This is a genomic window from Microbacterium testaceum StLB037, assembly GCF_008763945.1.
GTDB classification, from domain to species: domain Bacteria; phylum Actinomycetota; class Actinomycetes; order Actinomycetales; family Microbacteriaceae; genus Microbacterium; species Microbacterium testaceum_G.
Genome location: NZ_VTQH01000003.1, coordinates 518,029 through 542,598, shown reverse-complemented (window position 1 = coordinate 542,598; position 24,570 = coordinate 518,029). Strand labels below are relative to the sequence as shown.

Below are 24,570 nucleotides of genomic sequence, written 5' to 3'. Positions count from 1 at the left end.
CGGGGTCAGAGACCCTGCGCGAACTCCTTGAACCAGGGACGCAGCGCCGGGCCGAGGTCGTCGCGGTCGGCCGCGAGCTGCACGATGGCCTTGATGTAGTCGACACGGTCGCCGGTGTCGTACCGGCGTCCGCGGAAGACCACGCCGTAGACGCCGCCGCCGTCGCCGCCGCCGGTCGCGAGCTCTTCGAGGGCGTCGGTCAGCTGGATCTCGCCGCCCTTGCCGGGCTCGGTGCGCTCGAGGATGTCGAACACGTCGGGGCCGAGGACGTAGCGTCCGATGATCGCGAGGTTCGAGGGGGCGTCTTCGGCCTTCGGCTTTTCGACGAGCTGGGTGACCTTGACCACGTCGTCTTCGTCGGTGGCCTCGACGGCGGCCACTCCGTAGAGGTGGATGTGCGCGGGGTCGACCTCCATGAGCGCGATCACGGTGGCCCCGCCGCGCTTGTCGTACTCCTCCATCATCTTGGTGAGAAGCGCATCGCGCTCGTCGATGAGGTCGTCACCCAGGAGGACGGCGAAGGGGTGGTCGCCGACGTGGCTGCGCGCGCGGAGCACGGCGTGGCCGAGACCCTTGGGCTCGCCCTGACGGACCATGTGGATGTCGGCCAGGTCGGAGGAGTGCTCGACCTTGGCGAGCTTGTCGTCGTCGCCCTTCTCGCGCAGCTTCGCCTCGAGCTCGGGCATGGAGTCGAAGTGGTTGGCGATGTTGTTCTTGTTGCGGCCGATGATGATCAGCACGTCTTCGATGCCCGCAGCCGTCGCCTCTTCGACGACGTACTGGATGGCGGGCTTGTCGACGACGGGAAGCATCTCTTTCGGCATCGCCTTCGTGGCGGGCAGGAAGCGCGTACCGAGACCGGCGGCCGGGATGACGGCCTTGAAGGGCTTATGAGGCATGGGCATACCTTAGCGGGGTCCTGCGACACCGCCGGTAACGCGCCCGCCCGTAGACTTACCGCATGCCGGATCGCATCGAGCAGGCCAAGCGCGCACTGCGCGCCGATCTGCGCGAACGCCGCCAGACCGTCTCCGCCCACGCGCGCGAGGTGGCCGAGGCCGGCGTCACCGAACAACTCGACGCTCTCGTGTCCCGCCTGGGCGCGCGCAGCATCTCGTGCTTCCTGTCGACACCGACCGAGCCGGGCACCCACGCCTTCGTGCGCGCGGCGGTGGAGCGTGGCATCCGGGTGCTCCTTCCCGTCACCCGCGAAGACGGGCTGCTGGACTGGAGCGTCGCGACGCCCGAGACCGAGATCACCGAGGGCCTGTTCGGGCTGCCCGAGCCGGTCGGAGACGTGCTGGGGCCGATCGCGGTCAACGACGTCGACCTCTTGATCATCCCCGCGGCCGCCGTGGATCACCGGGGCATGCGCCTCGGGTGGGGGCGCGGCTACTTCGACAAGACCCTCGGCTCGATGGAGAAGTGCCCGCCGGTGTATGCGGTCATCTTCGACTCCGAACTCATCGACGACGTGCCGCGCGACGTACACGACCAGCCCGTCACGGGCGTAGTGACGCCGACCCGCACGCTGTCGCTGACCCCCTCCTCCTGACCCACCCGAAGGATCCGTCAATGCCCACCTACTCCTATGCCTGCAAGCAGTGCGGCCACCGCTTCGACGCCGTGCAGTCGTTCTCGGACGCCGCCCTCACCGAATGCCCCGAGTGCGGTGGCGAGGTGCGCAAGCAGTACGGATCGATCGGCGTGACCTTCAACGGCTCGGGGTTCTACCGCACGGACTCGCGTGGTTCGAGCTCGGGCGCGTCCTCTGGCGGCACGGCCGGTTCTTCGACATCATCGAAGTCGGAATCGACGTCGTCCGCCCCGTCCTCGGCTTCCTGAGCCCGGGTCGGCGCGGCCTGAGAGGAGCCAGCGCATGATCAAGGGATTCAAGGAGTTCATCCTCCGCGGGAACGTCATCGACCTCGCTGTCGCGGTGGTCATCGGCGCCGCTTTCACAGCCGTCGTCAACGCCATCGTCAACGCGGTCATCACCCCGTTGATCGAGGTGTTCTACAAGCCCGCCGAGAACGGCGAGGTCGGCCCGTCGATCACCGGCATCTACGGCCAGGAGGTGGTGTTCCCCCTTCCGACCCTGCTGTCGGCGATCATCAGCTTCTTCGCGGTCGCCCTGGTGGTCTACCTCGTGTTCGTCTACCCGATGAACCGGTGGAAGGCCATCGCCGCCGCCCGCGCCGGTGTGAATGAGCCCGCCTCCGACGAGCCCAAGCTGCCCACCGAGCAGGAGCTCCTCGTGCAGATCCGCGACCTGCTGGAGCGCCAGAACAAGCTCTGAACCGGCCATAGGCCCTCGGAACGGCGTCCGCGCCGGGACCACGCGTCCCGGATCGGGCGCCGTTTCGCGTACGCCGTGCGGGTCAGTAGTGCGGGGGGACGTCGCGCATCATGCGCTCGTCATTGGGGCCGGATGCCGCGGGCTTCGCGCCCGTGCCGCGCGAGGGGTCGTCCGCGGGCGCGGGCTCGGCCGTGGTGCCCGGGGCCGCGAGCAGGCGCGCGCGTCTCGACCCGCGCACGCGCACCACGGGCTGGCGCTCCGCGGGTGCGTCGGCGCTCGGCGCGGCATCCGGAGTCTCGCTCACCGCTCGCTCAGTCGGGCAAGTCGAGCGACTCGGTCGTCGCATCGGGTGCGGCCGCGTCGTCGGGTGCGATACCGAGGAGCTCCCCGATTCGGGAGGCCACGCCGGCGGGATCGCTGTACAGGTCGAAGGCGTGGACGCGCACGTAGTGCCACCCCAGGCGCCGCAGAATCTGCGGGCGCAGGCGCAGCGTCTCGCGCAGCGATTCGCCGATCGTCTCGGGATCGCTCTCGGCGACCACGGCCTTGCCCTTGTACCGCGCGACGATCGGCAGCAGTCCGCGGTAGTCGACGTCGACCTCGACGCCGAGGCGGCGCAGCTCGCGCGCCAGAGCGCGGGTCAGCGGATCGGCGAGGTCTTCGAGACGACTCTCGCGGCTGCGCGAGGCGACGTTGCCGAGGATTCCCATGAGGGTCGCGGCACCGTGCTCGAGACGGCCGTCGTCGAACGCCGAGGGGCGGATGGACGACACGATGACCATCGAGCGGCGCGCGCGCGTCATGCCGACCGTGAGCAGCCGCTCGCCGTCGGGCGTGGACAGGTCGCCGAAGTCGCTCAGCACGCGACCGTGGCGGGTGAGACCGAAACCGAGGGAGAACACCACGCGGTCGCGACTCTCGGCCACCGACTCCTCGAGGGTGAGCACGGCGAAGGGCTCGGCGGCATCCCTCGAGATGAACTCGGCGACATCGGACCGGCCGGCCAGCGCCGCCACCACCGAGGCCCGCACGCGTTCGGCGTGCTTGCGGCTGGCGGTGACGACCATGAGCGACTCGGAGGCGCGGTTGACGGCGTGCTCGACGACGAGGGTGACCACGCGGGCGACCTCGGCGTCGGGGCTCTCGACGGCGCCGCTGACGGGGTCGGGGGCGCCGACACCGCCCTCGACGTAGTCGACGCTCAGGCTGCCGCGGCCGAGGTACGAGCCGGCCCACGGCAGCGAGACGATCTCACCCCCGTAGAAGGCGTCGTTCACCAGCTGCGACAGGTCTTCGCCCCCGGCACGGTAACTGCGCGTCAGGGTCTCGACGGGCAGCAGCTCGGCGATGCGCTCGAACACGGACACCTCGTCGAACGGCACCTCGTCGGCCTCGTCGGGGGTCGCGGTGATCGACGCGCTGACGCGGAAGGGCGTCGGCTTCTGCACCACGGGGTCGCCGAACAGCACGACCTGGCGTGCGCGGCGGAGGGCCGGGGTCGCCTCCGCGAGGCACAGGGCCGCCGCGTCGGCGATGATCACGACATCGAACGCAAGGTCGGTGGGGACGTCGGGCACCTCGTACGGCGACGCCAGCCACACGGGCGCGAGCGTGCGCAGCAGGGTGGGCGCGGCATCCGACATCTCCTGCGCGGTGTGCAGGCCGTCCTTCAGCACGCGCTTGAGGGCGGCCGCTTCGTCGGAATGGTCGACGATGCCGATGCGCCATTGCGTCGCGAGCTGCGCGGCCAGCAGAGGACCCGCCGCGGCGGCGTGGGCCTCGTCGACGAGGCGGAAGTCGCGCTCGAGGCGGTCGACGACGCTCGTGTTGGCTCCGAGCAGGGCCCGGTCGGTGCGCAGCAGGTGCTCGAGAGCCGACTGCCACCACGCGAACTCGAGCTCGGCGCCGACCCGCTCTTCGGGCACGTGACGCACCGAGAGCTCGACCAGGAGCTGCTCGAGGCCCAGACGGGCGAGCTCGGAGCGGAGCTGCGCGCGCTCGACGAGATTGTCGAAGAACGTCGACTCGGCGGCGAGACCCGCGAGGGTGCGGATCAGACGCTGAACGGGGAGGGTGGCCAGGCGCTCGGAGCCCTGGCGGCCCAGGATCTGGTCGAGCTCCCCGAGGAGAGCGTCGGTGCGCTGCCACGCGACGTTCACATCGGCGAGGCCGAGGGGCACCTCGGGGGTGACGCCCGCCTCTACGACCCGCTGCCACTCCGTGCGCTGCTGCTGGATGCGCACGAGCGCCTCGTACATGTCGGGGACGTGCACGCCCGGGCGCACGTACTCCTTCGACAGGCGCTTGAGTCGGCGACGGTTGGGACCGCTCATCGCGGAGGCGTCGCGGCGCGGCGAGTGCGCGTCGATGAGCTCACCGAGCGGGCGCTCGAAGACGCTCGGGCTGAAGCGGTCGAGCGACTCGCGGATGCCCTGCAGCAGTTTCAGGTACGACCCGAGTTCCGACACCGTCTGGAACGGCCGCATACGCGTCTGCGCGATGAGCTCGTAGCCGCGCTCGAGCAGGCGCGGGACGTCGCTGGTGTGCAGCTTGCCGGCGAGGTCGTGCGCCGCACGGGCGTCCTCGGTGCGCGAGAAGCTCACGCCGTACCAGGGCGAGTCGTCCGGACCGAAACGGAACTCACCGAGGCGCGCGGCCATCGCGAGGGCCCGGGCCGCGGCATCCCGTCGTCCGGCCAGACGCTCGAGGGTCGCCAGATCGAACCGGGCCTCGGTCGAGGGAGCGGGAGAGGTGGATGCCAGGGACGTCAGCGCGCGGAGGATGTCGAGCGCCGAGACGCCCAGGGCCAGGTGCGGTTCGGTCACGGCCGAGCGGTAGTCGCGCAGGACCGTGCGCAGGCGCACGAGGGCGTCGTCGATCTCGGCGACCTTCGGCTGCTCGGCCTTCTCGTTCCGGCCGATAGCGCGGATGAGATCGCGCCGCACGTGGTTCGGCGAGACGGCGAGACCGGTGAGACCGACGCCGGCGAGGCGATGCCGGATGCCGTCGAGCGTCGAACGACGAGCGCTCACGACCAGCACGCGCTTGTTGTCGTGGACGAGCTGACCGATCGCGTTGATGACCGTCTGCGTGCCGCCCGTGCCGGGAAGGGTGTGCACGGCGAGCGAGTGCCCGGCCGCGATGCGGGCGAGGACGCGCTCCTGCTCGGCATCCGCGTCGAGGAGCAGGGTGTCGGCGGCGGGGGTGCGCTCGTCAGGGCTGACCACCTGCGGATCGTCGCGGCGGACGGTGATGCGGGCGCGGTCGTCGGGGTGTCCGGCGAGCGCGTTCAGCAGCGTGTGGTCGAGGTCGTGAGTGTCGCGCGCCATCCCCGAGCCGACGTCGGCGAACGACGAGATCACCAGACGCGGGTGCACGACGAAGGTCGGCACGTGCGAGGTGAGACGGCGGATGTGGTCGATGACGGGCTGCGGCTTGAACACGCCCTGGTCGTACGCGAGACCCGCGAGGGCCGCGGAGTCGATCTGGATGCCGAGATGCGTACGGAACGCGCGGGCGAGTTCGGGGTTCATCACGAACGCGCCGTGCAGCTTGAGCTCGAAGTCGCCGTGATGACGGCGGATCGCCAGCGGGCGGAGGAGGACCGGGGCGGACCACTCCACTCCCCCGATCTTCCAAGCCGACAGGCCCACCGCGAGATGCACCGGCTCGAGACCGCGGGCGGTGCGGAGTTCGACGTTCTTGGCCGTGATGCGCTCGGCGGCCATGCGCGCGGTGCGCAGAGCCACCTCGTCGCGGAAGAGGTTGGACAGCATGGTCGCGCGGCCCGTGATGAATTGCGGGAGCGACCCGGGGTGGGCCTTGGTGATGTCGATGCCGGCGTCGCGCGCGTCGTCGAAACGCAGCAGGGTCGAGCGCCCGCCGAGCGCCGCCGCTTCGGCGCGGATGCGGTCTCGTTCAGGGTCGGCTACGTGGCGAACCACGATGCCGGGTTCCGACAATCGCAGCTCGCCGGGATCGACGGACGACACCGTCTCGTCTCCGTCAGTGCCCATCACGGCACCGTCCTCAGCTCGCCACACACCTGTCAGACTAAGCCGGGCAGTGCTCGATCGCGCGCAGCGGGCGCGAGTTTCGCGGGAATAGGCGACACGCCGCACCATCGGCTGTTCCTCCCCAGGAGGGAAGTTCGCCGCACCCTCCCCATTCTCGTCCGCTCCCCCCACGCGGGCGCTGCACGATCACGAGGATGGGCGCATGAACAGAGTCACCAGCACCGAATACGACAGCCCCGTCGGGCCGATCCTGCTGACCTTCGTCGACGACGCCCTCGTCCGACTGCACGTGGCCCATGACGGTCTCGACGTCGCGCGGGCGGAGATCGCTCGGCGTCTGGGGGTCGTTCCCGAGCCGGTCGCCTCGGCCGGCCGGGGGCTCGTCGCTCAGCTCGACGAGTACTTCGACGGCGCGCGGCGGGAGTTCGACGTCCCCCTCGATTGGCGCTTCGTCCGCGGCTTCACCCGCCTGGCGCTCGAAGCCACCCTGCAGATCCCCTACGGGGAGGTGGCCTCGTACGGCGAGGTGTCGCTGATGGCCGGCGTCTCGCGGGCGGCGCGGGCGGTGGGGACGGCGTGCGCGTCGTCGCCGTTCTCGATCGTCGTGCCGGTGCACCGCGTCGTGCGGGCCGACGGGTCGATCGGCGAGTACGGCGGGCATCCCGAGGTGAAGGAGTACCTGCTCTCGCTCGAAAGCGACGTGGTGCTCGGCGAGGCTCTGCGCGCGTCGGCCTGAGCGGGCCCGGGCGCCGGGCACGACGATGCCCGGCCCCGACGGAGCGGGACCGGGCATCTGTCGGTCAGTGGTTCGACGCCTTCTCGGCGCCGTACCCGGTGAGGGAGCGGACGTCCATCTCCGCGGCCTTGCGCGGGTCTTCCGGTGTCCGCGAGGTGACGGACCCGAGCCAGCCGAGGAAGAACCCGAGCGGGATCGACACGATCCCGGGGTTGTTCAGCGGCCAGATCGCCACGCCCGTGTCGACGAACACGCTCGTGGGAGTCCCCCAGAACACCGGCGAGAGGAAGATCAGCACGAGAGCCGAGCCGAGACCGCCGTACATGCTCCAGACGGCGCCGCGGGTGGTGAAACGGCGCCAGAACAGCGAGAAGAGGATCGTCGGGAGGTTCGCCGAGGCCGCCACCGCGAAGGCGAGGGCGACGAGGAAGGCGACGTTCTGCCCCTGCACGCCGATGCCGCCGAGGATCGCGAGCACACCGATCACGATGACCGTGCGCCGCGCGACCTTGACCTCGCCGTCGGGCGGGACGTCGCCCTTCTTCACCACGTTCGCGTAGATGTCGTGAGCGAACGAGGCGGCTGCCGTGATCGTCAGACCCGCCACCACCGCGAGAATCGTCGCGAACGCCACCGCCGAGATGAAGCCGAGAAGGAGCGGTCCGCCGAGGGCGAGCGCGAGCAGCGGAGCTGCGGCGTTCACGCCGCCCGGGGCGCCCAGGATCGCCTCGGCCCCGACCATGGCGCCGGCACCGTAGCCCAGCACGAGGGTGAGGATGTAGAAGAGGCCGATCAGCCAGATGGCCCACACGACCGAGCGACGGGCTTCCTTCGCCGTCGGCACGGTGTAGAAGCGCATGAGCACGTGCGGCAGACCCGCGGTGCCGAGCACCAGGGCGAGGGCGAGGGAGATGAAGTCCCAGGGGTTCTTGCCGTACTGCAGGCCCGGCGCCAGCACGGCATCACCCTTGGGCGACGCCGCGACCGCGCTCTCGAGCAGCGTGTTGAGGTTGAACCCGTTGATCGCGAGCACCCACACCGTCATCACGATCGCACCGCCGATGAGCAGGAACGCCTTGACGATCTGCACCCAGGTGGTGCCCTTCATGCCGCCGATGAGCACGTAGACGATCATCAGGATGCCGACGACGGCGACCACGATCGACTGACCGACGCGCTCGGTGATGCCCAGAAGCAGCGAGACGAGACCACCGGCCCCGGCCATCTGCGCGAGGAGGTAGAAGAAGCAGACCGCGAGCGTGGTGATGGCCGCCGCCATGCGCACCGGGCGCTCCTTGAGGCGGAACGACAGCACGTCGGCCATCGTGAACTTACCGGTGTTGCGCATGAGCTCGGCGACCAGCAGCAGGGCCACGAGCCACGCCACGAGGAACCCGATGGAGTAGAGGAAGCCGTCGTAACCGTTGATGGCGATCGCACCGACGATGCCGAGGAACGACGCCGCCGATAGGTAGTCGCCGGCGATGGCGAAGCCGTTCTGCGGACCGGTGAACGAGCGTCCTGCGGCGTAGTAGTCCGCCGCGGTCTTGCTGTTGCGGCTGGCCCGGATGACGATGAACAGCGTCACGGCGACGAACGCGCCGAAGATCGAGATGTTCAGGACGGGGTTGTTCTCGACCGTCTGCACGGCCGCCTCGACGGATGCGAAGATCTCGTTCACGACCGGCCTCCGTCCGCGCGCTCGAGCTCGGCGCGCAGCGCTTCAGCGCCCGGGTCGAGACGCCGGTTGGCGTAGGCGACGTAGCCCATGGTGATGGCGAACGTCGTGACGAACTGCCCGAGGCCCAGTAGGAGCCCCACGGTGATGGCGCCCGAGACCGGCTGCGCCATGAACTCCGGTGCGAACGACGACAGCAGAACGTAGACGAAGTACCAGACGAGGAACGCCACCGCGAGCGGGAAGACGAAGCTGCGCTGGCGCTTCTTCAACTCCCGGAACGGGGCGGACTCCTCGACCGCGATGTAGTCGACGCCGCCCTTATGGGCTTCGTCGATTCGACGGTCCGTCATGTGGCCTCCTTGCCTCATGAGTTCGGCGCAACGCTGCGCCGCACGGCGGAAAAGTCCGGGTCGGCTGCTGCTTCCCCGGTGATAGGGTCGACGCTACGAAACGCGGCGACGAAGCCGTCACCCCCGGAAGTAGGTAGTGCATGGGCGCACCCTCCAGACTTCGAGACGATGCGACCCTCGTGTCGCACGCCGTGGCCGAGCTCGCCCGCCGCACCCATTTCCCCGTCGCGTTCGGCGGCCTCGAGCACGACGGCGCCGTCCACGTCACCACGATCGTCGGCGCCCGCACCCGCAGCATCGAGGGGCTCGTCGTGCACGCGTCGCGCGGCCTCGGCGGGCGCGCTCTGGTCGAGCGGCGCCCGCGCATGACCCTCGACTACCGCACCTCCCGCTCGATCACGCACGACTACGACCGCGCCATCCTCGGCGAGGGGATCGCGACCCTGTTCGCGGTTCCCGTGCTCGTCAGCGGGGCGGCTCGAGGGGTGCTCTACTGCGGTTCCTGGGCGCAGTCGCCCGTCGGCGACGTCGAGGCGCGCCCCGCGTTCGATGTGGCCGGCGAGCTCGGAACAGAACTGCGCGTGCGCGCCGAGGTCGACCGCCGCCTCGCGGCGGCCCCTCCCACCGAGGGCGGGCTCGGGGCAGGGGCGCGCGAAGAGATCCGCGAGAGCTACGCGCAGCTGCGCAGCATCGCGGCGACCATCTCCGACGACACGGTGCGGCGCCGCCTCGAGGAAGTCGAGGCCCGACTGGCCGCCCTGACCGGAGACGCCGGGGACACGGCATCCGATCCCGATATCCACCTCTCGCGACGCGAGATCGACGTGCTCGCCTGCGCCGCGGTGGGGTCGACGAACGGTGAGATCGCTGCCTCGCTGCACCTGCGTGAAACCACCGTCAAGTCGTACCTCGCCTCGGCGATGTCGAAGCTCGACGCCTCGACCCGGCACGCCGCGGTGACCCGGGCACGACGCGCGGGCCTGCTTCCCTGAGCCGGGGCGCGGCGCCGGTGGGAAAACCCTGGCAATGCCCGCGTGAGCTTGAGAGCGGGTCGGATTCTCGGCATCGTGGCTGACTCCTGTCGTCGATCAGAGAAGGAGAGTCACCATGCTGACGCTCACCGAAGAGGCCACGACCGCCGTGAAGACCATCACCGCCCAGTTCCCGGATGCCGCCCAGGGCGGCGTCCGCATCGAGGGAGCGGGCTCCCCCGAGTCGCAGTTCGCGCTGTCGGTCGTCGACGGCCCCCAGCCGAACGACGCCGTCGTCGAGAACGCCGGAGCGCGCGTCTTCCTCGACAGCGACGCCGCCGCCGTCCTTGACGACCGCGTGCTCGACGCGCAGATCGACCCGCAGGGGTCGGTGCAGTTCGCGGTGACCAGCGCCGCGTAACGCGCTTTCGTCGCGTGAACGATGCCCCGGCCGCGTGCCGGGGCATCGTCGTGCGCGGCGCGGGGGCCGCACGCGTGGCGCGCGTCTCACGCACGGCGCCCGGTCGCTCCAGCGCGCGGTCTCTACGGCGCGCGGTCGCTCCGGCGCGAGGTCACGGCGGCGCGCGGTCGTCGGGGGCTCGCGGTCGCTCGAGGTGCGCGAGACTGCATCTCGCTGACAACCTCGCGTCAGACTGAGTTCGATCAAGCGCCGGAGGGCTTCGGGGTCGTCGGCGATGTCGCCGCCCGGCGCATACGCCCGGCGGCGGAGGGCGGACAGCTCGTCATCATCGTCGATGCGGCGCATCTCCCGATTCAATCAAGGTCTGCCCCGAGGCCGCGGTTCACCGTCCCGTGAACTCCGGACGGCGCTTGGCCTGGAAGGCGGCGAAGCCCTCCCGGTAGTCGTCGGTGGCCGCCAGGGCCGCCTGCGCGCGGTTCTCGAGCGCCATGGCCTCCCACAGCCCCAGGCGCTCGTCGCGGATCGCGCCGACGATGCGCTTGCTGGCTCGGAAGGCCTGCGTGGGACCGGCGGCTGCCGTGCGGGCCGCCGAGGTCGCGGCATCCTGGACCTCTTCCGCCGGGAACGCACGCGAAAAAAGCCCGGCGCGGACGGCTTCGGCCCCCGACATCAGTCGGCCCGTGTAGATGAGGTCCAGCGTGGCGTGGGCGCCCAGGCGCTCGACGAACAGCGCGTGACCGCCCGAGTCGAGGGTGGCTCCCAGGGCGGCGAAGGGCGAGCCGATCTTCGCGGTGTCGGCCACGTAGACCACGTCGGTGGCGATCAACAGGCCGAGCCCGACACCGAGGCACGCCCCGTGGGCGACGGCGAGGGTGGGAGCGGGAAAGGACGCCATGCGGCGCAGCAACGGCGCGAGGGTGTCGTCGAGGTATCCCGCGACGTCGTCGGTGGCGGGATCGACGCCCGAGATGTCGCGGCCCGCGCAGAACGAGGGCCCCTCGCCGCGCAGCAGCACCGCGCGAGCCCCGTCGACCTCGGCCCGGTCGAACGCTTCGCCCAGCACGCGCAGGTCGTCGAGACCGAGGGCGTTGCGCCGGGCGGGGGCGTTCAGGACGATCTCGGCGACTCCCTCGTCGAGGCGGTAGTCGATCATCGCGCTCACCCGTCGTAGTCGACGCGGACGGCGTCGGTGCTCGGGTGCGACTGGCAGGTGAGGACGTATCCGCGCTCGATCTCGTCGGGTTCGAGGGCGTAGTTCTCGGTCATCGTCACGGAGCCCTCGATCACGCGCGCGCGGCAGGTTCCGCACACGCCTCCCGCGCACGCGAACGGCACGTCGGGGCGCACGCGGAGGGCTGCGGCGAGGATCGTCTCGTTCGCGGCGACCGGGCTCTCGACCGACGCGGACTGTCCATCGAGCGTGAAGTCGATGCGGCGGACCGGTTCGTCCGGGCGCACGCGCATCGGACGCGCTCCCCCGGTCTGCGCGGGGGCGTCGCCCTCGCCCGCGGTGAACAGCTCGAAGCGCACGCGCTCGCGCGGCACGCCGACCTCGGCCAGCGTCTCCCGGCAGAGCTCGACGAGCGCGAACGGTCCGCACAGGAACCACTCGTCGACGGATGCCGGATCGATGAGCCGCGAGAGGATCAGCCGCAGCCGCTCCTCGTCGATGCGCCCCGAGAACACCGGCGCCGCGCGCTGCTCGCGCGAGAGCACGTGGTGCAGGGTGAGGCGGGAGGGATAGCGGTCCTTCAGGTCGGCGAGCTCGTCGACGAACATGACGTCGGTCGAGGACCGGTTGGCGTAGACGATCGTCATCCGACTGTCGGCGGAGCGCTCCAGCACGTCGGTGGCGAGCGCCATGATCGGGGTGATTCCCGACCCCGCCGCGATCGCGACGACGTGGCCCGTCGCGGTCGAGGCCTTCGACACGAAGGTTCCCGCCGGGCTCATGACGTCGATCTCGTCGCCGGGGCGCAGGCCCTCGTGCGCCCAGGTCGAGAAGCGACCGTCGGGATCGCGCTTGATACCGACGCTGATCGAGCCGCGCGCGGGCGGGCGGCACAGCGAGTACGAGCGGCGCAGGTCCTCGCCGTCGACGCTTGCGCGAAGGGCCACGTACTGCCCCGGCGCGTAGTCGAAGGCATCGGCGAGCTCGTCGGGCACCGCGAATGTCACCTCGATCGCGGTCGGGGTGAGCGGGCGCACGTCGGCGACGCGCAGGGTGTGGAATCGGGCGCGGGCGCGGGGGCTCCCGGTCGCGTCGGCCGGGGTCGTGGCGTCCGTCGGCTCGGGGGCAGCGGCCCGCACGGCACCAGTCGAGGTGGCGTCGGCCGGGGTCCCGGCATCCGTCATCGTCATCAGAGGGCCTTGAAGTGGTCGAAGGGTTCGAGGCAGGCGCGGCACTCCCACAGCGACTTGCACGAGGTGGAGCCGAACCGCGAGACCTCGCGGGTGTCGAGGGAGCCGCAGCGCGGGCAGGCGACGCTGAGCTTGAGCCGGATGGGGCCGGCCGGCGCGCGCCCGGTGGGCGGGGCGATGCCGTACTCGCTGAGCTTGCGCTTGCCGTCGTCGCTCATCCAGTCGGTCGTCCACGCGGGGGTGAGTGTCGTCTGAACGACCGCGTGGTCGAATCCGGCCGAGGTGAGGGCGAGCACGATGTCGTCGCGGATCGCGTCGACCGCGGGGCACCCCGAGTAGGTCGGGGTGATCGTGACGGTGACGGTGTCGCCGTCGAGGCGCACGTCGCGGAGCACCCCGAGGTCGTCGATCGTGAGCACGGGCACCTCGGGGTCGACGACGGCCGCGACCACCTCGCGGGCGTGCTCGAGTGTCGCGGTCACCATGTCGCTCCCGGGTGGCGGCGGGCCAGCACCTGCATCTCGGCGAGCAGCGGCCCGAACGCGGGGTGGTGGGCGCTGCGGCGTCCGCCCGCCGAGGAGCCGGGCATCGAAGGGACGGGAACGTCTTCTTCGGCGAGGACGGCGGTGAGCACGTCGTCGACGCGACCGCGCAGCGTCGAGGGGCGCACGGCGATCCCCTCGAGCCGGTCGTGCAGGGGCTCGTCGCGGAACAGCTCGTCGAGGTACGGCCACGTGTCGTCGAGTCCGACGAGGAGGCGGCGACGCGACTCCTCTGTGCCGCCGGCCAGACGCAGCGTCCACTGCACGGCGTGATCGCGGTGGTAATCGACCTCTTTCTCGGCTTTGGCCGCGACGGCCGAAAGGACGGGATCGGTGGATGCCGTGAGCTCGCGGTACAGCTCGAGCAGATACGTGGATGCCAGCAGCTGACGGGCGATCGTGTGGGCGAAGTCGCCGTTGGGAAGCTCGAACAGCCACGCGCTGCGGAAGTCCTGCTCATCGCGCCAGTAGGCGAGGTCGTCTTCGCTGCGGTCGTCGTACGAACCCGCGTAGCGCAGGAGCGAGCGGGCGTGACCGAGCAGATCGAGGGCGATGTTGCCGAGGGCGACGTCTTCTTCGAGCTCGGGGGCGCGGGCGATCCACCCGCAGAGGTTCTGCGAGAGGATCAGGGCGTCGTCGCCCAGGCGCAGCGCGTACGCGGCCACGTCGGGGTCGGTGGCGCGGCCCTCTCCCCCGGCCAGCTCGGCGGAGAGTTCGCGCGCGTCGAGCGAGACGTCGCCGTGCGGGTCGTCGCCGTGCGGGTCGACGCCGTGCGGGTCGACGCCGTGCGGGTCGACGCCGTGCGGGTCGACGCTCTCGGCGGCGACGTGTTCAGTCGAGATGCTCACAGGTGCGGCACCCCCTCCGAAGCGGTGTAGTACACCGCGTGCCGGTAGTTCTTGCCGGCGGGCGACTCGAAGAACGCGCCCTTGGCTCCGGGGTCGCTCGTGGTCACGGCATCCGACGGCACGACCCACACCGACACGCCCTCGCCGCGACGCGTGTAGAGGTCACGGGCGTTGCGCACGGCGAGCTCGGCGTCGGGGGCGTGGAGCGAGCCGACGTGCACGTGGCTGAGGCCACGGTTCGCGCGCACGAACACCTCCCACAGGGGCCAGATCTCGGCGGGGCTGCCGCCGGGGGTGGCCATCAGGCGGCCGCCGTCTCGGTGCGGGCGACACTCTTCTTCGCGGCGTAGACCGCCGCGGCCTCGCGCACCCAGGCGCCCTCGTCGTGCGCCGCGCGGCGGTTCTGCAGGCGCTGGCGGTTGAGCGGCCCCCGGCCCGCGAGCACCTCGTGGAACTCGGTCCAATCGATCTCGCCCATGTCGTACTGTCCCGTTTCGTCGTTGAAACGCAGCTCGGGGTCGGGCAGGGTCACCCCCAGCACCGCGGCCTGCGGCACGAGCATCGAGACGAAGCGCTGACGCAGGACGTCGTTGCTGAACCGCTTGATGTTCCACGCCATCGACTGCGCCGAGTTGGGCGAGTCGTCATCGGGGGGTCCGAACATCATCAAGCTCGGCCAGTACCACCGGTCCACGGCATCCTGAGCCATCTGCCGCTGTTCGTCGGTGCCCCGCATGAGGGTGAGGAGGATCTCGAAGCCCTGGCGCTGGTGGAAGGACTCCTCTTTGCAGATGCGCACCATCGCGCGGCCGTAGGGTCCGTACGACGCGCGGCACAGCGGCACCTGGTTGCAGATCGCTGCCCCGTCGACGAGCCAGCCGATCGCGCCCATGTCTGCCCACGTCGGGGTGGGGTAGTTGAAGATCGACGAGTACCGCGCCTTGCCGTCGATGAGTTGCTGCGTCATCTCGTCGCGCGTGATGCCGAGGGTCTGCGCGGCGGAGTACAGGTAAAGACCGTGTCCGGCTTCGTCCTGCACCTTCGCCAGCAGGATCGACTTGCGCTTCAGGCTCGGGGCGCGGGTGATCCACGCCCCCTCGGGCTGCATGCCGATGATCTCGGAGTGTGCGTGCTGCGAAATCTGACGGATGAGCGTGCGCCGGTAGGCGTCGGGCATCCAATCGCGCGGCTCGATGCGACCGTCGGCCTCGATGAGGGCGTCGAACATCGCCTCGCCGTCATCCTGGGCGGGCGCGGCATCCGTGGTGGGGGCGGTTATCGTCATCGTCGACTCCTTTTACAGACCGATCGTTCAGTAAAACTGTACCGGAGGGTGTGCGGCACCGCAACGGGCGTGCCCGCTCGCCTCGGAACGTGTGTCGTGGGGCCATGGCCGACACCGCGATCTTCGACGTCGACGGCACCCTCGTCGACACCAATTACCAGCACGCCCTCGCGTGGTACCGCTCGTTCCTGCGGTTCGACATCGTGCTGCCCGTGTGGCGCATCCATCGGGCGATCGGCATGGGCGGCGATCAGCTCGTCGCATCGCTCACCGACGACGGCACCGAGAACGCCCACGGCGAGGCCCTTCGTGAGGCATGGACCGAGGAGTTCGAGTCCCTCATCGAGGAGGTGCACCCCTTCGACGGCGCGCACGACCTTCTCGTCGCGGTGAAGGAGCGCGGTTTCCAGGTCGTCCTCGCGAGCTCCGGCAAGAGCGATCACGTCGAGCGCTTCATCGACCTGGTCGACGCGCGCGGGATCGCCGACGCCTGGACCACCTCCGACGACGTGAAGGCGAGCAAGCCCGCCCCCGACCTCGTCGAGACGGCGCTCGGCCGCGTACCCGGAGCCGGCGGCATCATGATCGGAGACTCCCCCTGGGACGCCATCGCCGCGGCGAAGGCCGACATCGCCACGATCGCGGTGCGCACGGGTGGCTTCTCCCCGGAAGAGCTGCAGGATGCCGGCGCGGTCACCGTCTTCGACAGTCTCCGCGACCTGATCGTCGGCCTCGACGACACCCCCCTCGCCCGCCCGGGGGCCTGACGCGCCGCGCCCCCGCCGCAGCGCGAGACCGCCCACGCTCGTCGAGCCGCGCCGGGCACCCCGAATCGCGGGCTGGGCTACAACGCAGGAGAACCGGCGGCGCGGCACGCCCAACCCCCCGAATCCCGGGGCGACTCGGGCGCGGGCTCGCCGATCTCCTGCGTTGTGCACGAGAGACGCCGAGAATCCGGCCCGGCCCACCCGACCCGGCTCAGCGCAGGTCGTAGACGCGCTTGTACTTGCCCTCGCTGCGGGGCAGCACGCCCGGCTCTTCGACGCGCACGTCGACGGTCGTGCCGATCAGCACCTTGATGCGCTGCTGCAGCACCACACCGGCGGCCTCGCACACCTCGCGCTCGAGGGCCGGATGCCGCTCGATGCGCACGGTCATGGCATCCATTCGTCCTTCTCGACGAAGCTCGAGCACGAAGTGCGGGGTCAGCTTCTCGATGCCGAGCACGATCTCCTCGATCTGCGTCGGGAAGAGGTTCACGCCGCGCAGGATGATCATGTCGTCGTTGCGGCCGGTGATCTTCTCGATGCGCCGCATCGCCGGGAACGCCGTACCGGGCTGCAGCCGGGTGAGGTCGCGGGTGCGGTAGCGGATGACGGGGAACGCCTCCTTCGTGAGCGAGGTGAACACCAGCTCGCCGAGCTCGCCGTCGGCCACCGGGGCGCCGGTGTCGCCGTCGATCGTCTCGGGGAGGAAGTGGTCCTCCCAGATGTGCGGACCGTCTTTCGTCAGCGCGCTCTCGGATGCCACACCCGGGCCCATCACCTCGCTGAGGCCGTAGATGTCGACCGCGGTCAGGTCGAGGCGGCGCTCGATCTCGTGCCGCATCTCGTTCGTCCACGGCTCGGCTCCGAGCACCGCGACCTTCAACGAGGTCGAGCGCGGGTCGACGCCGGCGGCCTCGAGTGCGTCGGCGATCGTCAGGAGGTAGCTGGGCGTGCAGAGGATGGCATCCGGCTCGAAATCCCGGATGAGCTGCGCCTGCCGCGCGGTCTGCCCGCCCGACATCGGGATGACGGTCGCGCCGAGGCGCTCGATGCCCGCGTGGGCGCCGAGCCCGCCGGTGAACAGCCCGTATCCGTAGGCGTTGTGCACGCGATCGCCCGGGCGGATGCCGGCGGCGCTCAGCGAACGCGCCACGAGATCGGCCCACCGGTCGAGGTCGCCCGCGGTGTAGCCGACGACGGTGGGGCGCCCGGTCGTGCCGGACGACGCGTGGATGCGGCGGACGTCGGACATCGGCACCGCGAACATGCCGAAGGGGTAGGTCTCGCGCAGGTCGGCCTTGGTCGTGAAAGGCAGCAGGCGGATGTCGTCGAGGCTGCGGATGTCATCGGGGTGAACGCCGGCCTCGTCGAATTTGCGTCGGTAGAGCGGGACGTTGTCGTAGGCGTGGCGCACCGTCCACCGCAGGCGCTCGAGCTGCAGCGCGCGCAGGCTCTCGAGAGGAATGCCGGTCGGATCGACGGATGCCAGGAAGTCGGGGCGCGATGCGGCGGTCAGGGTCATCGGGACACCTCCGTGGTCGTGAGCGCGTCGTCGCGCTCGGGGGCGGGGTCGGTTGTGGAGGTCGCTGAGCCTGTCGAAGGGACCGGCGGCCGCCGGTCCGTCGTGATGCTGCGGCCGCGCACCTCGGCGACGAGGTCGCCCGTCTCATCGGTCACGCGGATGTCGTACAGGCCCGTGCGGCCACTGCGCGCCCGGCGGGCAGCGGTCGCGGTGAGCGTCTGCCCCGCGGTGGTCGACTTCAAGAACGTGATGTCGGCACCCCCGGCGACGGTGACTCGCTCATCCTCGTTGCACGCGATCGCGAAGGCCGTGTCGGCGAGGGTGAAGACGAGTCCGCCGTGGGTGATCGCGAAGCCGTTGAGCATGTCCTCGCGCACCGTCATCGACACGCGCGACTCGCCCGGGGCGTCGTGCTCGACGACCATGCCGAGCATCGCCGACGCCTGATCGCGCTGCATCATCGGCCGCAGGCTCATGCCGGCACCGCCACCGGCTGCGCGGCCGGCGCCCACGTCTTCGCCACGAGCGTGAGCACGTCGTACTGAGCGACGACCTCGTCGTCCTGGTTGCGGATCACGGCATCCCACCGCACCTCGCCGTACTCGTCGGTTTCGCGCGGGGTGATCTGCTTCGCCGTCAGGGCGACGCGGATGCGGTCGCCGGGCGACACCGGGGTGACGAAGCGCAGGTTCTCGAGCCCCGAGTTCGCCAGCACCGGGCCGGGCGCGGGGTCGACGAACAGGCCTGCCGCCCACGACACGAGCAGGTACCCGTGTGCGACACGGCCCGGGAAGAAGGGGTTCGCGGCCGCGGACTCCTCGTCCATGTGGGCGTAGAACGTATCGCCGGTGAAGTTCGCGAACACCTCGATGTCGTCGAGGGTGACTTCGCGTTCGGCCGATTCCACGGCATCCCCGATTCGAAGATCCGAGAGGGGCTTGCGGAAGGGGTGCGTCCCGGCGGAATCGGTTTCGGCTCCCGGATGCCATACCCCGGTCAACGCGGTCAGCATGCGGGGCGAGCCCTGGATCGCGGTGCGCTGCATGTAATGGAGCACCGAGCGGATGCCGCCGAGCTCCTCGCCGCCGCCGGCGCGGCCGGGTCCGCCGTGCACGAGGTGCGGCACGGGGGCGCCGTGTCCGGTCGAGGTGCGGGCGTCGTCGCGGTCGAGGAAGAGCACGCGGCCGTTCATCGCCCCCATGCGGGTGAGCAGCTCGGTCGCGACATCGGGGTCGTGGGTGGCGACGCTGGTCACGAGCGACCCTCCGCCGCGGCCCACGATGGTCGCCGCCTCGGCGACGTCGGCGTACTCGACGATGCTCGCGACCGGCCCGAATGCCTCGATGTCGTTGACGGCCGGGGTCGCGGCATCCGCGAAGGCGAGCAGCATCGGCTGCAGGAACGCCCCGTCCGCGGGGGCTGCCTCGGGCGCCTGGGTCGAACCCACGACGAATCGCCCACCGGCGTCCGTGAGGGCGCGAACCTGCCGCAGCACCTCGTCGCGCTGCTCGACCGAGACCACGGGTCCCATCGTCACGCCCTCGGCCCGCGGGTCGCCGATGACCACGCGTTCGGCGATCTTCTCGTTCAACGCCTGGGCCACGGCATCCGTCATGCCCTCCGGCACGATCGCGCGGCGGATCGCGGTGCACTTCTGACCCGCCTTCGTCGTGAGCTCGACAAGCAGCTGCGTGACGTAGGCGTCGAATTCGGGGGTTCCGGGCACCGCGTCGGGGCCGAGGATCGAGGCGTTGATCGAATCGGTCTCGCTCGTGAATCGCACGCCGGGCTTCGCCTGCGCGCGCAGGCGCTCGGCGGTCGAGGCGCTGCCGGTGAATCCGACCGTGTCGCCGAGGTCGAGCAGGTCGAACAGGCCCGGAACGCTCCCGCTCACCAGCTGCAGCGAGCCCTCGGGCAGAAGGCCGGTCTCGACGACCATGCGCACCCACGCCTCGGCGATGTACGCGGTGGGCGTCGCGGGCTTCACGATCGTGGGGAGACCGGCGAGGAAGGCCGGGGCGAACTTCTCGAGCGCGCCCCACATGGGGAAGTTGAAGGCGTTGATCTGCACCGCGACACCCGGGAGGCGCGTGTAGACGTGCCGGCCGAGGAACGAGCCGTCCTTCGACAGGGGTTCGATCGGTCCGTCGAGCACAACCTTCCCGGCGGGCAACTCGCGCCGTGCCTTCGACGAGAAGGTGAACAGCACGCCGATACCGCCGTCGACGTCGCTGAGCGAGTCGCGGCGGGTCGAGCCGGAACGCTCCGATAGGGAGTAGAGCTCTTCGCGGCGCTCGTTCAGCGCGATCGCGAGATTCTTCAGCACCATGGCGCGCTGGTGGAATGTGAGGGCACCGAGGCTCTTCTGTCCGGTCTCGCGCGCGAAGGCGACGGCTCCCGCGAGGTCGAGCCCGCGCGTGCTGACGCGCACGATCTTCTCGCCTGTCGAGGCGTCGCGCACGACCGCGGCGTCGGGGTCGCTCTCGGGCGCCCACCAGGCGCCGTTCACATAGCTGGGGAGAAACGTCATCATTCGCTCCATTCGTAGAATCCGCGGCCGGTCTTGCGGCCCAGGTGCCCCTGGGCGACGAGGTCGCGCAGCAAGGCGGGCGGGGTGAAGCGCGCACCAAACGCGCGCTCGAGTTCTTCCGCGATGCCCAGGCGCACATCCAGTCCGACGATGTCGGTGGTGCGGAGAGGGCCCACGGGATGCCGATAGCCCAGCTCCATCGCCGTGTCGATGTCGTGCGCGGTGGCGACGCCCTCTTCGAGCATGCGGATCGCCTCGAGCCCGAGCGCCACCCCCAGGCGGCTCGACGCGAACCCGGGCGCATCGCGCACGAGCACCGCGGTCTTGCCGATCGCCTCGACCCAGCGCGTCGCCTGATCGACCACCCCCGCGTCGGTCCGCTCGCCGACGACGACCTCGACCAGCGCCGACGCCGGCACGGGGTTGAAGAAGTGCAGACCGAGGAACCGGTCGGGCCGGGCGAGCGAGGCGCCGAGCGCGTCGATCGAGATGGAGGAGGTGTTGGATGCCACGACAGCGTCGCCCTGCACCGCTTCCTCGATCCGCGCGAGGGCGTCGAGCTTGAGGTCGCGATCCTCGGGCACGGCCTCGACCACGAGGCCCGCCTCGGCGAACGCTCCGGTGTCGGTGCCGGTCGCGAGGGTCCCGGCATCCGGGATCTCGATGCCCTTCTGCGCGGAACGCGCGAGGGCCGTCTCGATGCGCTCCCGAGCGGTGGTGGCGGCTTCGGCGTCGCGCTCGACGACGTGCACGCGGGCTCCGGCGAGCAGGAACGCGTGCGCGATTCCCGCTCCCATGCGGCCTCCGCCGAGAACGCCCACGACGGCGGGGACGGATGCCGGGACGCCGGCGTTCGCGGCGGCGGGCTCGGTCGTGGTCTCGGGGACGGTCATCTCGTCTTCCTCTCGAGGAACGCGGTCATGCGGGCGCGCTTGTCGGTGCTGTCGAACAGCTCGGCCTGGAGCTCGCCGTCGATCGCGGGGTGGGCGGCGCGGGGTGCGAGCAGCGCGCGCTTGGTGAGGATCGTGGCGCGCGCGGAGTTGGCGGCGATGCGGTCAGCGGTCGCGTGGGCCGCGGCGAGCAGATCGTCGGGCTCGTGAAGACTCGACACCAGTCCCCAGGCCAGCGCCTCGTCGGCGTCGATCACGCGGGCGGTGAGCAGCAGCTCGCTCGCGCGGGCATGGCCGACGATCTCGGGCAGACGCCAGGTGGCTCCGGCGGCGGCGATGATACCGAGGCCGGGTTCCGGGTTGCCGAAGCGCACGCGCGGGGTGCCGAGGCGGATGTCGGCGGCGTACGCGAGTTCGGCTCCCCCGCCCAGGGCGAAGCCGTCGACGGCGGCGATGACGGGCATCGGCAGGTGACGGATGCGGTCGAAGACGGTGGCGTTGATCCCCCGGCGCGCGTCGTCGCCCGTCCGGTCGCGGAGCTGCGCGATGTCGGCTCCCGCGGCGAAGATGCCGCCCGCACCGGTGAGGATGAGCGTGCGCGGGCGCTCCTCGAGCTCGGCGCACAGGGCGTGCAACTCGTCGACCATCGCCTGATCGATCGCGTTGCGGACCTCGGAACGGTCGAGGGTCGCGACGACCCGGTCGTCGGTGGCGTCGATGCGGATGCGCGGGGCACCCATGACTGCACGTGCCGGGGCGTCGCGGGTACCGGTCTCGTCGACGGGCGCAGGGACCTGCGTCGACTCAGCCATCGATCCGCTCCACGATCATCGCCGTGCCCTGGCCGACGCCGACGCACATCGTCGCCAGACCGTAGCGCGCGCCCTCGCGCTCGAGGCGTCCGAGCAGCGTCACGAGCAGGCGCGACCCGCTCGACCCCAGCGGGTGACCCAGGGCGATCGCCCCGCCGTCGGCGTTGACGATCTCGGGGTCGAGTCCCAGGCGCCGCATGCACGCCAGCGACTGCGAGGCGAACGCCTCGTTGAGTTCGACGGCGCCGAGGTCGGATGCCGAGAGCCCGGCCTTCGCGAGGGCCTTCTCGGTCGCCGGCACCGGGCCGAGCCCCATGATCTCGGGGGCGAGAGCCGCGGAGGCGTGTGCGACGATCCGCGCGCGGGGGCGCAGGCCGTAGCGCTCGACGGCCTCGGCGCTCGCAACCACGATGGCCGAGGCCCCGTCGTTGAGCGAGCTGGAGTTGCCCGCCGTCACGACCTCGCCGCCCTTCACGACGGACCGGAGCCCCGCGAGCGCGTCGATCGAGGTGTCGCGGCGCGGTCCCTCATCGGTGTCGATGAGGCCCCGTGCAGTCTCGACGGCGACGATCTCGTCGCGGAAGTGCCCGGCATCCTGTGCCCGAATCGCCCGCTCGTGGCTGCGGAGCGCGAAGGCATCGGCATCCGCCCTCGAGATCCCGTCGACCCGCGCGACCTCTTCGGCCGTCTCGGGCATGGCATAGGTGGCCTTGTCGCGAGCGGCGAGTCGCGGGTTGGTGAAGCGCCAGCCGATGGAGGTGTCGAACGTCGCACCGGGCTTCGCCCACGCCTTCTCGGGCTTCGCCTGCACCCAGGGCGCGCGGGTCATCGACTCGACGCCGCCGGCGACGATGACGTCGGCATCTCCCGCGCGGATCGCCTGAGCCGCGAGCGCGATCGCGCTCATGCCCGAGGCGCAGAGGCGGTTGACGGTGAGACCGGGGATGGTGTCGGGAAGCCCCGCGAGCAGCACCGCCATGCGCGCGACGTTGCGGTTGTCCTCACCGGCCTGGTTCGCGGCCCCGAGGATGACCTCGTCGATCGCCTCGGCCGGAACGCCCGCGCGTGCCACGGCTTCGCCGACGACCAGCGCCGCCAGATCATCGGGACGAACGGATGCCAGAGCCCCGCCGTACCGACCGACCGGGGTGCGCGCACCGCCAGTGAGAAACGCGTTCGCCATTGTCTTCCTCTCCCCCGCCGACTCTGGCGGGGCTGGTCCACCTCGACTCCGAGGTTTTCCGACCGATCGTTCAGTAATCATGCCACGGGCGGGGCGGCGGAGGCAACGGTCGCGGGGGCGGGGCTTCTGCGGAGACCGGACTGGCGCGCGGGAGCGGCGCGAGCGTGCCCCCGGGGGGCACCCCCGAAATCACACGTCCCGTCCGAGATCATGCGCAATCCGGGCGTGCGGCCACGTCATCTCGTGCGGATCATGTGATCTCGCGCGGCGGCAGCGGGGCGGGCCGCGCGACCGGGCGGGGCCGGGGCGGTATCGCGCGTTGAAACGCGCCGGGGCGCGGCTGCCCAGCGCAGAAGTCGGCACGCGCGCGATGGCGGAGGACACCGGCGGCACGCGGCTCGGCCGCACATCCGGCGATGACGCGAAAGGTGGTGCCCCCGACAGGATTCGAACCTGCGACGCCCGCGTTAGGAGTGCGGCGCTCTATCCCCTGAGCTACGGAGGCGGGATCACCACAGCCTACTGCGGCGCTCCGGTACGGGCGGCCTCGGTCGGAGGCGCGAGAGCGACGCGCTCACGCAGGCCCGCGACGAGGCCGTCATCCCACCGTCCCGGTTCGGCGAGCGTCGCCTCGCGCACGTCCACGCCGTCGGGCCCGATGCTCGCGACGCAGACCAGGAGCGACTCGAGCACGAGCCCATCGTGGGCGTCGCGGCGCAGAACAGACGCCTCGGGCTCGTGCGTCGCCTTCTCGATCACGCCGAGCCATGGCATCCACCAATCGGATCCGGCCGCCAGGCCCGCCTCACGGAACGCCCCGAGCCAGCGCGCGATGCGCGGGGTACCCGGGTCGTCGACCGCGTGATGCGCGACCATGTGGGTACCGGGGGTCAGCGGCGTGCGGCGGGACTCGAGGCCGTCCCACTCCACGAGGTGCGCCCCCGTGGCATCCACCTCCACGAGATTGAAGCCGCGGGTGGCAGGACGATTCGGGATGCCGGCACCCACCGCGTCGAGGGGAACACTGCCCCGGCTGACGACCTCGTCGTCGCGACGGTCGGAGAGGTCTTCGCGATTGAGCAGGACCGCGAGTCGGGGTCCGCTCGGGTCGATGGCGAGCCACGCTCCGCCCGCGCGGTCGTCGCGCACGCCGACGACCCCGTCGCGCTCGGGCCACCAGGGGCCGATGCCGCGCCACGGGCGGTCGCGGTCCTCGTCGCGGACGGCGAGCACCCGCACCGGTTCGCCGGGGGCGGCGGGGACGTCGATCACGACCGTGCACATTCCGACAACGCTACCCGCGCCGGGGACGGGCGGGGCGGGCGTCCGGGCGGGCGGGGGCGAGCGGCGCCCGTC

25 protein-coding genes and 1 tRNA gene are annotated in these 24,570 nt (G+C 71.0%); 7 read left to right on the top strand and 19 right to left on the bottom strand.

Translation table 11 applies throughout. The features are described 5' to 3' along the window. Positions 1-5 precede the first annotated feature (5 nt). A complete protein-coding gene (gene galU / locus F9B98_RS14955; protein WP_150958830.1) occupies positions 6-899 on the bottom strand; it encodes a UTP--glucose-1-phosphate uridylyltransferase GalU in 894 nt (297 codons plus the stop codon). A 62-nt stretch (positions 900-961) separates the two neighbouring features. On the opposite strand from galU, the gene F9B98_RS14950 reads away from it, so the two are divergent. Genes F9B98_RS14950 through mscL form a run of 3 tightly spaced genes read left to right on the top strand, consistent with a single transcriptional unit; the run spans position 962 to position 2,299 of the window. Continuing rightward, entirely contained in the window at positions 962-1,555 is a 594-nt protein-coding gene (locus F9B98_RS14950; protein WP_150958829.1) for a 5-formyltetrahydrofolate cyclo-ligase, read from the top strand. Between the two features lie 20 nt (positions 1,556-1,575). Further along, on the top strand, positions 1,576-1,845 hold the full coding sequence (locus tag F9B98_RS14945) for an FmdB family zinc ribbon protein (protein WP_150958828.1): 270 nt from the start codon (positions 1,576-1,578) through the stop codon (positions 1,843-1,845). Between the two features lie 34 nt (positions 1,846-1,879). Then, positions 1,880-2,299, top strand: a complete 420-nt coding sequence (mscL, locus tag F9B98_RS14940) for a large conductance mechanosensitive channel protein MscL (protein WP_150958826.1) — start codon at positions 1,880-1,882, stop codon at positions 2,297-2,299. A gap of 82 nt (positions 2,300-2,381) precedes the next feature. Here mscL and F9B98_RS14935 read toward each other — a convergent pair whose 3' ends face one another. Together F9B98_RS14935 and F9B98_RS14930 are read right to left on the bottom strand one after the other, a co-directional pair. Next, positions 2,382-2,603: a hypothetical protein gene (locus F9B98_RS14935; protein ID WP_150958824.1), complete on the bottom strand. Its 222-nt coding sequence runs from the start codon at positions 2,601-2,603 to the stop codon at positions 2,382-2,384. Positions 2,604-2,610: 7 nt separating this feature from the next. Next, positions 2,611-6,315, bottom strand: a complete 3,705-nt coding sequence (locus tag F9B98_RS14930; RefSeq protein WP_150959122.1) for an AAA family ATPase — start codon at positions 6,313-6,315, stop codon at positions 2,611-2,613. 202 nt (positions 6,316-6,517) lie between these two features. On the opposite strand from F9B98_RS14930, the gene F9B98_RS14925 reads away from it, so the two are divergent. After that, positions 6,518-7,051 (top strand): methylated-DNA--[protein]-cysteine S-methyltransferase, encoded by a 534-nt coding sequence (locus tag F9B98_RS14925; protein ID WP_150958822.1) that lies wholly within the window; start codon positions 6,518-6,520, stop codon positions 7,049-7,051. Positions 7,052-7,115: 64 nt separating this feature from the next. On the opposite strand, the gene F9B98_RS14920 is transcribed toward F9B98_RS14925, so the two are convergent. After that, positions 7,116-8,732 carry a cation acetate symporter gene (locus F9B98_RS14920; protein WP_191966876.1) on the bottom strand — a complete coding sequence of 539 codons (1,617 nt, stop codon included), beginning with the start codon at positions 8,730-8,732 and terminating at the stop codon, positions 7,116-7,118. After that, positions 8,729-9,082, bottom strand: coding sequence for a DUF485 domain-containing protein (locus tag F9B98_RS14915; RefSeq protein WP_150958820.1), 354 nt, complete (start codon positions 9,080-9,082; stop codon positions 8,729-8,731). The genes F9B98_RS14920 and F9B98_RS14915 overlap by 4 nt, the downstream gene beginning before the upstream one ends. 140 nt (positions 9,083-9,222) lie before the next feature. Here F9B98_RS14915 and F9B98_RS14910 point away from each other — a divergent pair, with 140 nt between their 5' ends. Continuing rightward, entirely contained in the window at positions 9,223-10,074 is an 852-nt protein-coding gene (locus F9B98_RS14910; RefSeq protein ID WP_150958818.1) for a helix-turn-helix transcriptional regulator, read from the top strand. Positions 10,075-10,189: 115 nt separating this feature from the next. Then, a complete protein-coding gene (locus F9B98_RS14905; RefSeq protein ID WP_150958816.1) occupies positions 10,190-10,474 on the top strand; it encodes a Fe-S cluster assembly protein HesB in 285 nt (94 codons plus the stop codon). Between the two features lie 382 nt (positions 10,475-10,856). Here the strand turns inward: F9B98_RS14905 and F9B98_RS14900 are convergent, their stop codons facing one another. From F9B98_RS14900 to paaA, 6 genes are read right to left on the bottom strand one after another with little or no spacing between them, the layout of a single operon-like run. Then, on the bottom strand, positions 10,857-11,627 hold the full coding sequence (locus tag F9B98_RS14900; RefSeq protein WP_150959120.1) for an enoyl-CoA hydratase/isomerase family protein: 771 nt from the start codon (positions 11,625-11,627) through the stop codon (positions 10,857-10,859). A gap of 5 nt (positions 11,628-11,632) precedes the next feature. After that, positions 11,633-12,829, bottom strand: coding sequence for a 1,2-phenylacetyl-CoA epoxidase subunit PaaE (gene paaE / locus F9B98_RS14895; protein ID WP_412177052.1), 1,197 nt, complete (start codon positions 12,827-12,829; stop codon positions 11,633-11,635). 5 nt (positions 12,830-12,834) lie between these two features. Continuing rightward, on the bottom strand, positions 12,835-13,320 hold the full coding sequence (paaD, locus tag F9B98_RS14890; RefSeq protein WP_150958814.1) for a 1,2-phenylacetyl-CoA epoxidase subunit PaaD: 486 nt from the start codon (positions 13,318-13,320) through the stop codon (positions 12,835-12,837). Continuing rightward, positions 13,314-14,219 (bottom strand): 1,2-phenylacetyl-CoA epoxidase subunit PaaC, encoded by a 906-nt coding sequence (paaC, locus tag F9B98_RS14885; RefSeq protein ID WP_412177051.1) that lies wholly within the window; start codon positions 14,217-14,219, stop codon positions 13,314-13,316. The genes paaD and paaC overlap by 7 nt, the downstream gene beginning before the upstream one ends. A 2-nt stretch (positions 14,220-14,221) precedes the next feature. Beyond that, the gene (gene paaB, locus F9B98_RS14880) at positions 14,222-14,527 is read right to left on the bottom strand and encodes a 1,2-phenylacetyl-CoA epoxidase subunit PaaB (RefSeq protein WP_150958812.1); all 306 of its coding nucleotides are present in this window, start codon (positions 14,525-14,527) and stop codon (positions 14,222-14,224) included. Next, positions 14,527-15,510 (bottom strand): 1,2-phenylacetyl-CoA epoxidase subunit PaaA, encoded by a 984-nt coding sequence (paaA, locus tag F9B98_RS14875; RefSeq protein WP_150958811.1) that lies wholly within the window; start codon positions 15,508-15,510, stop codon positions 14,527-14,529. The genes paaB and paaA overlap by 1 nt, the downstream gene beginning before the upstream one ends. Positions 15,511-15,614: 104 nt before the next feature. On the opposite strand from paaA, the gene F9B98_RS14870 reads away from it, so the two are divergent. Continuing rightward, positions 15,615-16,277 (top strand): HAD family hydrolase, encoded by a 663-nt coding sequence (locus tag F9B98_RS14870; protein WP_150958808.1) that lies wholly within the window; start codon positions 15,615-15,617, stop codon positions 16,275-16,277. Positions 16,278-16,488: 211 nt separating this feature from the next. Here F9B98_RS14870 and paaK read toward each other — a convergent pair whose 3' ends face one another. The 8 genes from paaK to F9B98_RS14830 form a co-directional block, all read right to left on the bottom strand. Continuing rightward, positions 16,489-17,799, bottom strand: a complete 1,311-nt coding sequence (paaK, locus tag F9B98_RS14865; protein WP_150958806.1) for a phenylacetate--CoA ligase PaaK — start codon at positions 17,797-17,799, stop codon at positions 16,489-16,491. Further along, a complete protein-coding gene (gene paaI, locus F9B98_RS14860) occupies positions 17,796-18,260 on the bottom strand; it encodes a hydroxyphenylacetyl-CoA thioesterase PaaI (protein ID WP_318527713.1) in 465 nt (154 codons plus the stop codon). Before paaI ends, paaK begins: the two co-directional genes overlap by 4 nt. Before the next feature lie 11 nt (positions 18,261-18,271). Next, positions 18,272-20,332, bottom strand: coding sequence for a phenylacetic acid degradation bifunctional protein PaaZ (gene paaZ / locus F9B98_RS14855; RefSeq protein ID WP_191966874.1), 2,061 nt, complete (start codon positions 20,330-20,332; stop codon positions 18,272-18,274). After that, positions 20,329-21,222 (bottom strand): 3-hydroxyacyl-CoA dehydrogenase family protein, encoded by an 894-nt coding sequence (locus F9B98_RS14850; protein ID WP_150958800.1) that lies wholly within the window; start codon positions 21,220-21,222, stop codon positions 20,329-20,331. Before F9B98_RS14850 ends, paaZ begins: the two co-directional genes overlap by 4 nt. Next, entirely contained in the window at positions 21,219-21,959 is a 741-nt protein-coding gene (locus F9B98_RS14845) for an enoyl-CoA hydratase/isomerase family protein (RefSeq protein ID WP_150959118.1), read from the bottom strand. The genes F9B98_RS14850 and F9B98_RS14845 overlap by 4 nt, the downstream gene beginning before the upstream one ends. A gap of 64 nt (positions 21,960-22,023) precedes the next feature. After that, positions 22,024-23,214, bottom strand: a complete 1,191-nt coding sequence (locus F9B98_RS14840; RefSeq protein WP_150958798.1) for a thiolase family protein — start codon at positions 23,212-23,214, stop codon at positions 22,024-22,026. Positions 23,215-23,643: 429 nt separating this feature from the next. Continuing rightward, positions 23,644-23,719, bottom strand: a tRNA-Arg gene (locus tag F9B98_RS14835). Positions 23,720-23,733: 14 nt separating this feature from the next. After that, positions 23,734-24,498, bottom strand: a complete 765-nt coding sequence (locus F9B98_RS14830) for an NRDE family protein (protein WP_150958796.1) — start codon at positions 24,496-24,498, stop codon at positions 23,734-23,736. Positions 24,499-24,570 lie beyond the last annotated feature (72 nt).

What these genes read in the sequence shown, in the direction of transcription:
- galU (WP_150958830.1), bottom strand. Translation starts at nt 899, where the DNA reads ATGCCTCATAAGCCCTTCAAGGCCGTCATCCCGGCCGCCGGTCTCGGT.
- F9B98_RS14950 (WP_150958829.1), top strand. Translation starts at nt 962, where the DNA reads ATGCCGGATCGCATCGAGCAGGCCAAGCGCGCACTGCGCGCCGATCTG.
- F9B98_RS14945 (WP_150958828.1), top strand. Translation starts at nt 1,576, where the DNA reads ATGCCCACCTACTCCTATGCCTGCAAGCAGTGCGGCCACCGCTTCGAC.
- mscL (WP_150958826.1), top strand. Translation starts at nt 1,880, where the DNA reads ATGATCAAGGGATTCAAGGAGTTCATCCTCCGCGGGAACGTCATCGAC.
- F9B98_RS14930 (WP_150959122.1), bottom strand. Translation starts at nt 6,315, where the DNA reads ATGGGCACTGACGGAGACGAGACGGTGTCGTCCGTCGATCCCGGCGAG.
- F9B98_RS14925 (WP_150958822.1), top strand. Translation starts at nt 6,518, where the DNA reads ATGAACAGAGTCACCAGCACCGAATACGACAGCCCCGTCGGGCCGATC.
- F9B98_RS14915 (WP_150958820.1), bottom strand. Translation starts at nt 9,082, where the DNA reads ATGACGGACCGTCGAATCGACGAAGCCCATAAGGGCGGCGTCGACTAC.
- F9B98_RS14910 (WP_150958818.1), top strand. Translation starts at nt 9,223, where the DNA reads ATGGGCGCACCCTCCAGACTTCGAGACGATGCGACCCTCGTGTCGCAC.
- F9B98_RS14905 (WP_150958816.1), top strand. Translation starts at nt 10,190, where the DNA reads ATGCTGACGCTCACCGAAGAGGCCACGACCGCCGTGAAGACCATCACC.
- F9B98_RS14900 (WP_150959120.1), bottom strand. Translation starts at nt 11,627, where the DNA reads ATGATCGACTACCGCCTCGACGAGGGAGTCGCCGAGATCGTCCTGAAC.
- paaE (WP_412177052.1), bottom strand. Translation starts at nt 12,829, where the DNA reads ATGACGGATGCCGGGACCCCGGCCGACGCCACCTCGACTGGTGCCGTG.
- paaD (WP_150958814.1), bottom strand. Translation starts at nt 13,320, where the DNA reads ATGGTGACCGCGACACTCGAGCACGCCCGCGAGGTGGTCGCGGCCGTC.
- paaB (WP_150958812.1), bottom strand. Translation starts at nt 14,527, where the DNA reads ATGGCCACCCCCGGCGGCAGCCCCGCCGAGATCTGGCCCCTGTGGGAG.
- paaA (WP_150958811.1), bottom strand. Translation starts at nt 15,510, where the DNA reads ATGACGATAACCGCCCCCACCACGGATGCCGCGCCCGCCCAGGATGAC.
- F9B98_RS14870 (WP_150958808.1), top strand. Translation starts at nt 15,615, where the DNA reads ATGGCCGACACCGCGATCTTCGACGTCGACGGCACCCTCGTCGACACC.
- paaK (WP_150958806.1), bottom strand. Translation starts at nt 17,799, where the DNA reads ATGACCCTGACCGCCGCATCGCGCCCCGACTTCCTGGCATCCGTCGAT.
- paaI (WP_318527713.1), bottom strand. Translation starts at nt 18,260, where the DNA reads ATGATGCAGCGCGATCAGGCGTCGGCGATGCTCGGCATGGTCGTCGAG.
- paaZ (WP_191966874.1), bottom strand. Translation starts at nt 20,332, where the DNA reads ATGATGACGTTTCTCCCCAGCTATGTGAACGGCGCCTGGTGGGCGCCC.
- F9B98_RS14850 (WP_150958800.1), bottom strand. Translation starts at nt 21,222, where the DNA reads ATGACCGTCCCCGAGACCACGACCGAGCCCGCCGCCGCGAACGCCGGC.
- F9B98_RS14845 (WP_150959118.1), bottom strand. Translation starts at nt 21,959, where the DNA reads ATGGGTGCCCCGCGCATCCGCATCGACGCCACCGACGACCGGGTCGTC.
- F9B98_RS14840 (WP_150958798.1), bottom strand. Translation starts at nt 23,214, where the DNA reads ATGGCGAACGCGTTTCTCACTGGCGGTGCGCGCACCCCGGTCGGTCGG.
- F9B98_RS14830 (WP_150958796.1), bottom strand. Translation starts at nt 24,498, where the DNA reads ATGTGCACGGTCGTGATCGACGTCCCCGCCGCCCCCGGCGAACCGGTG.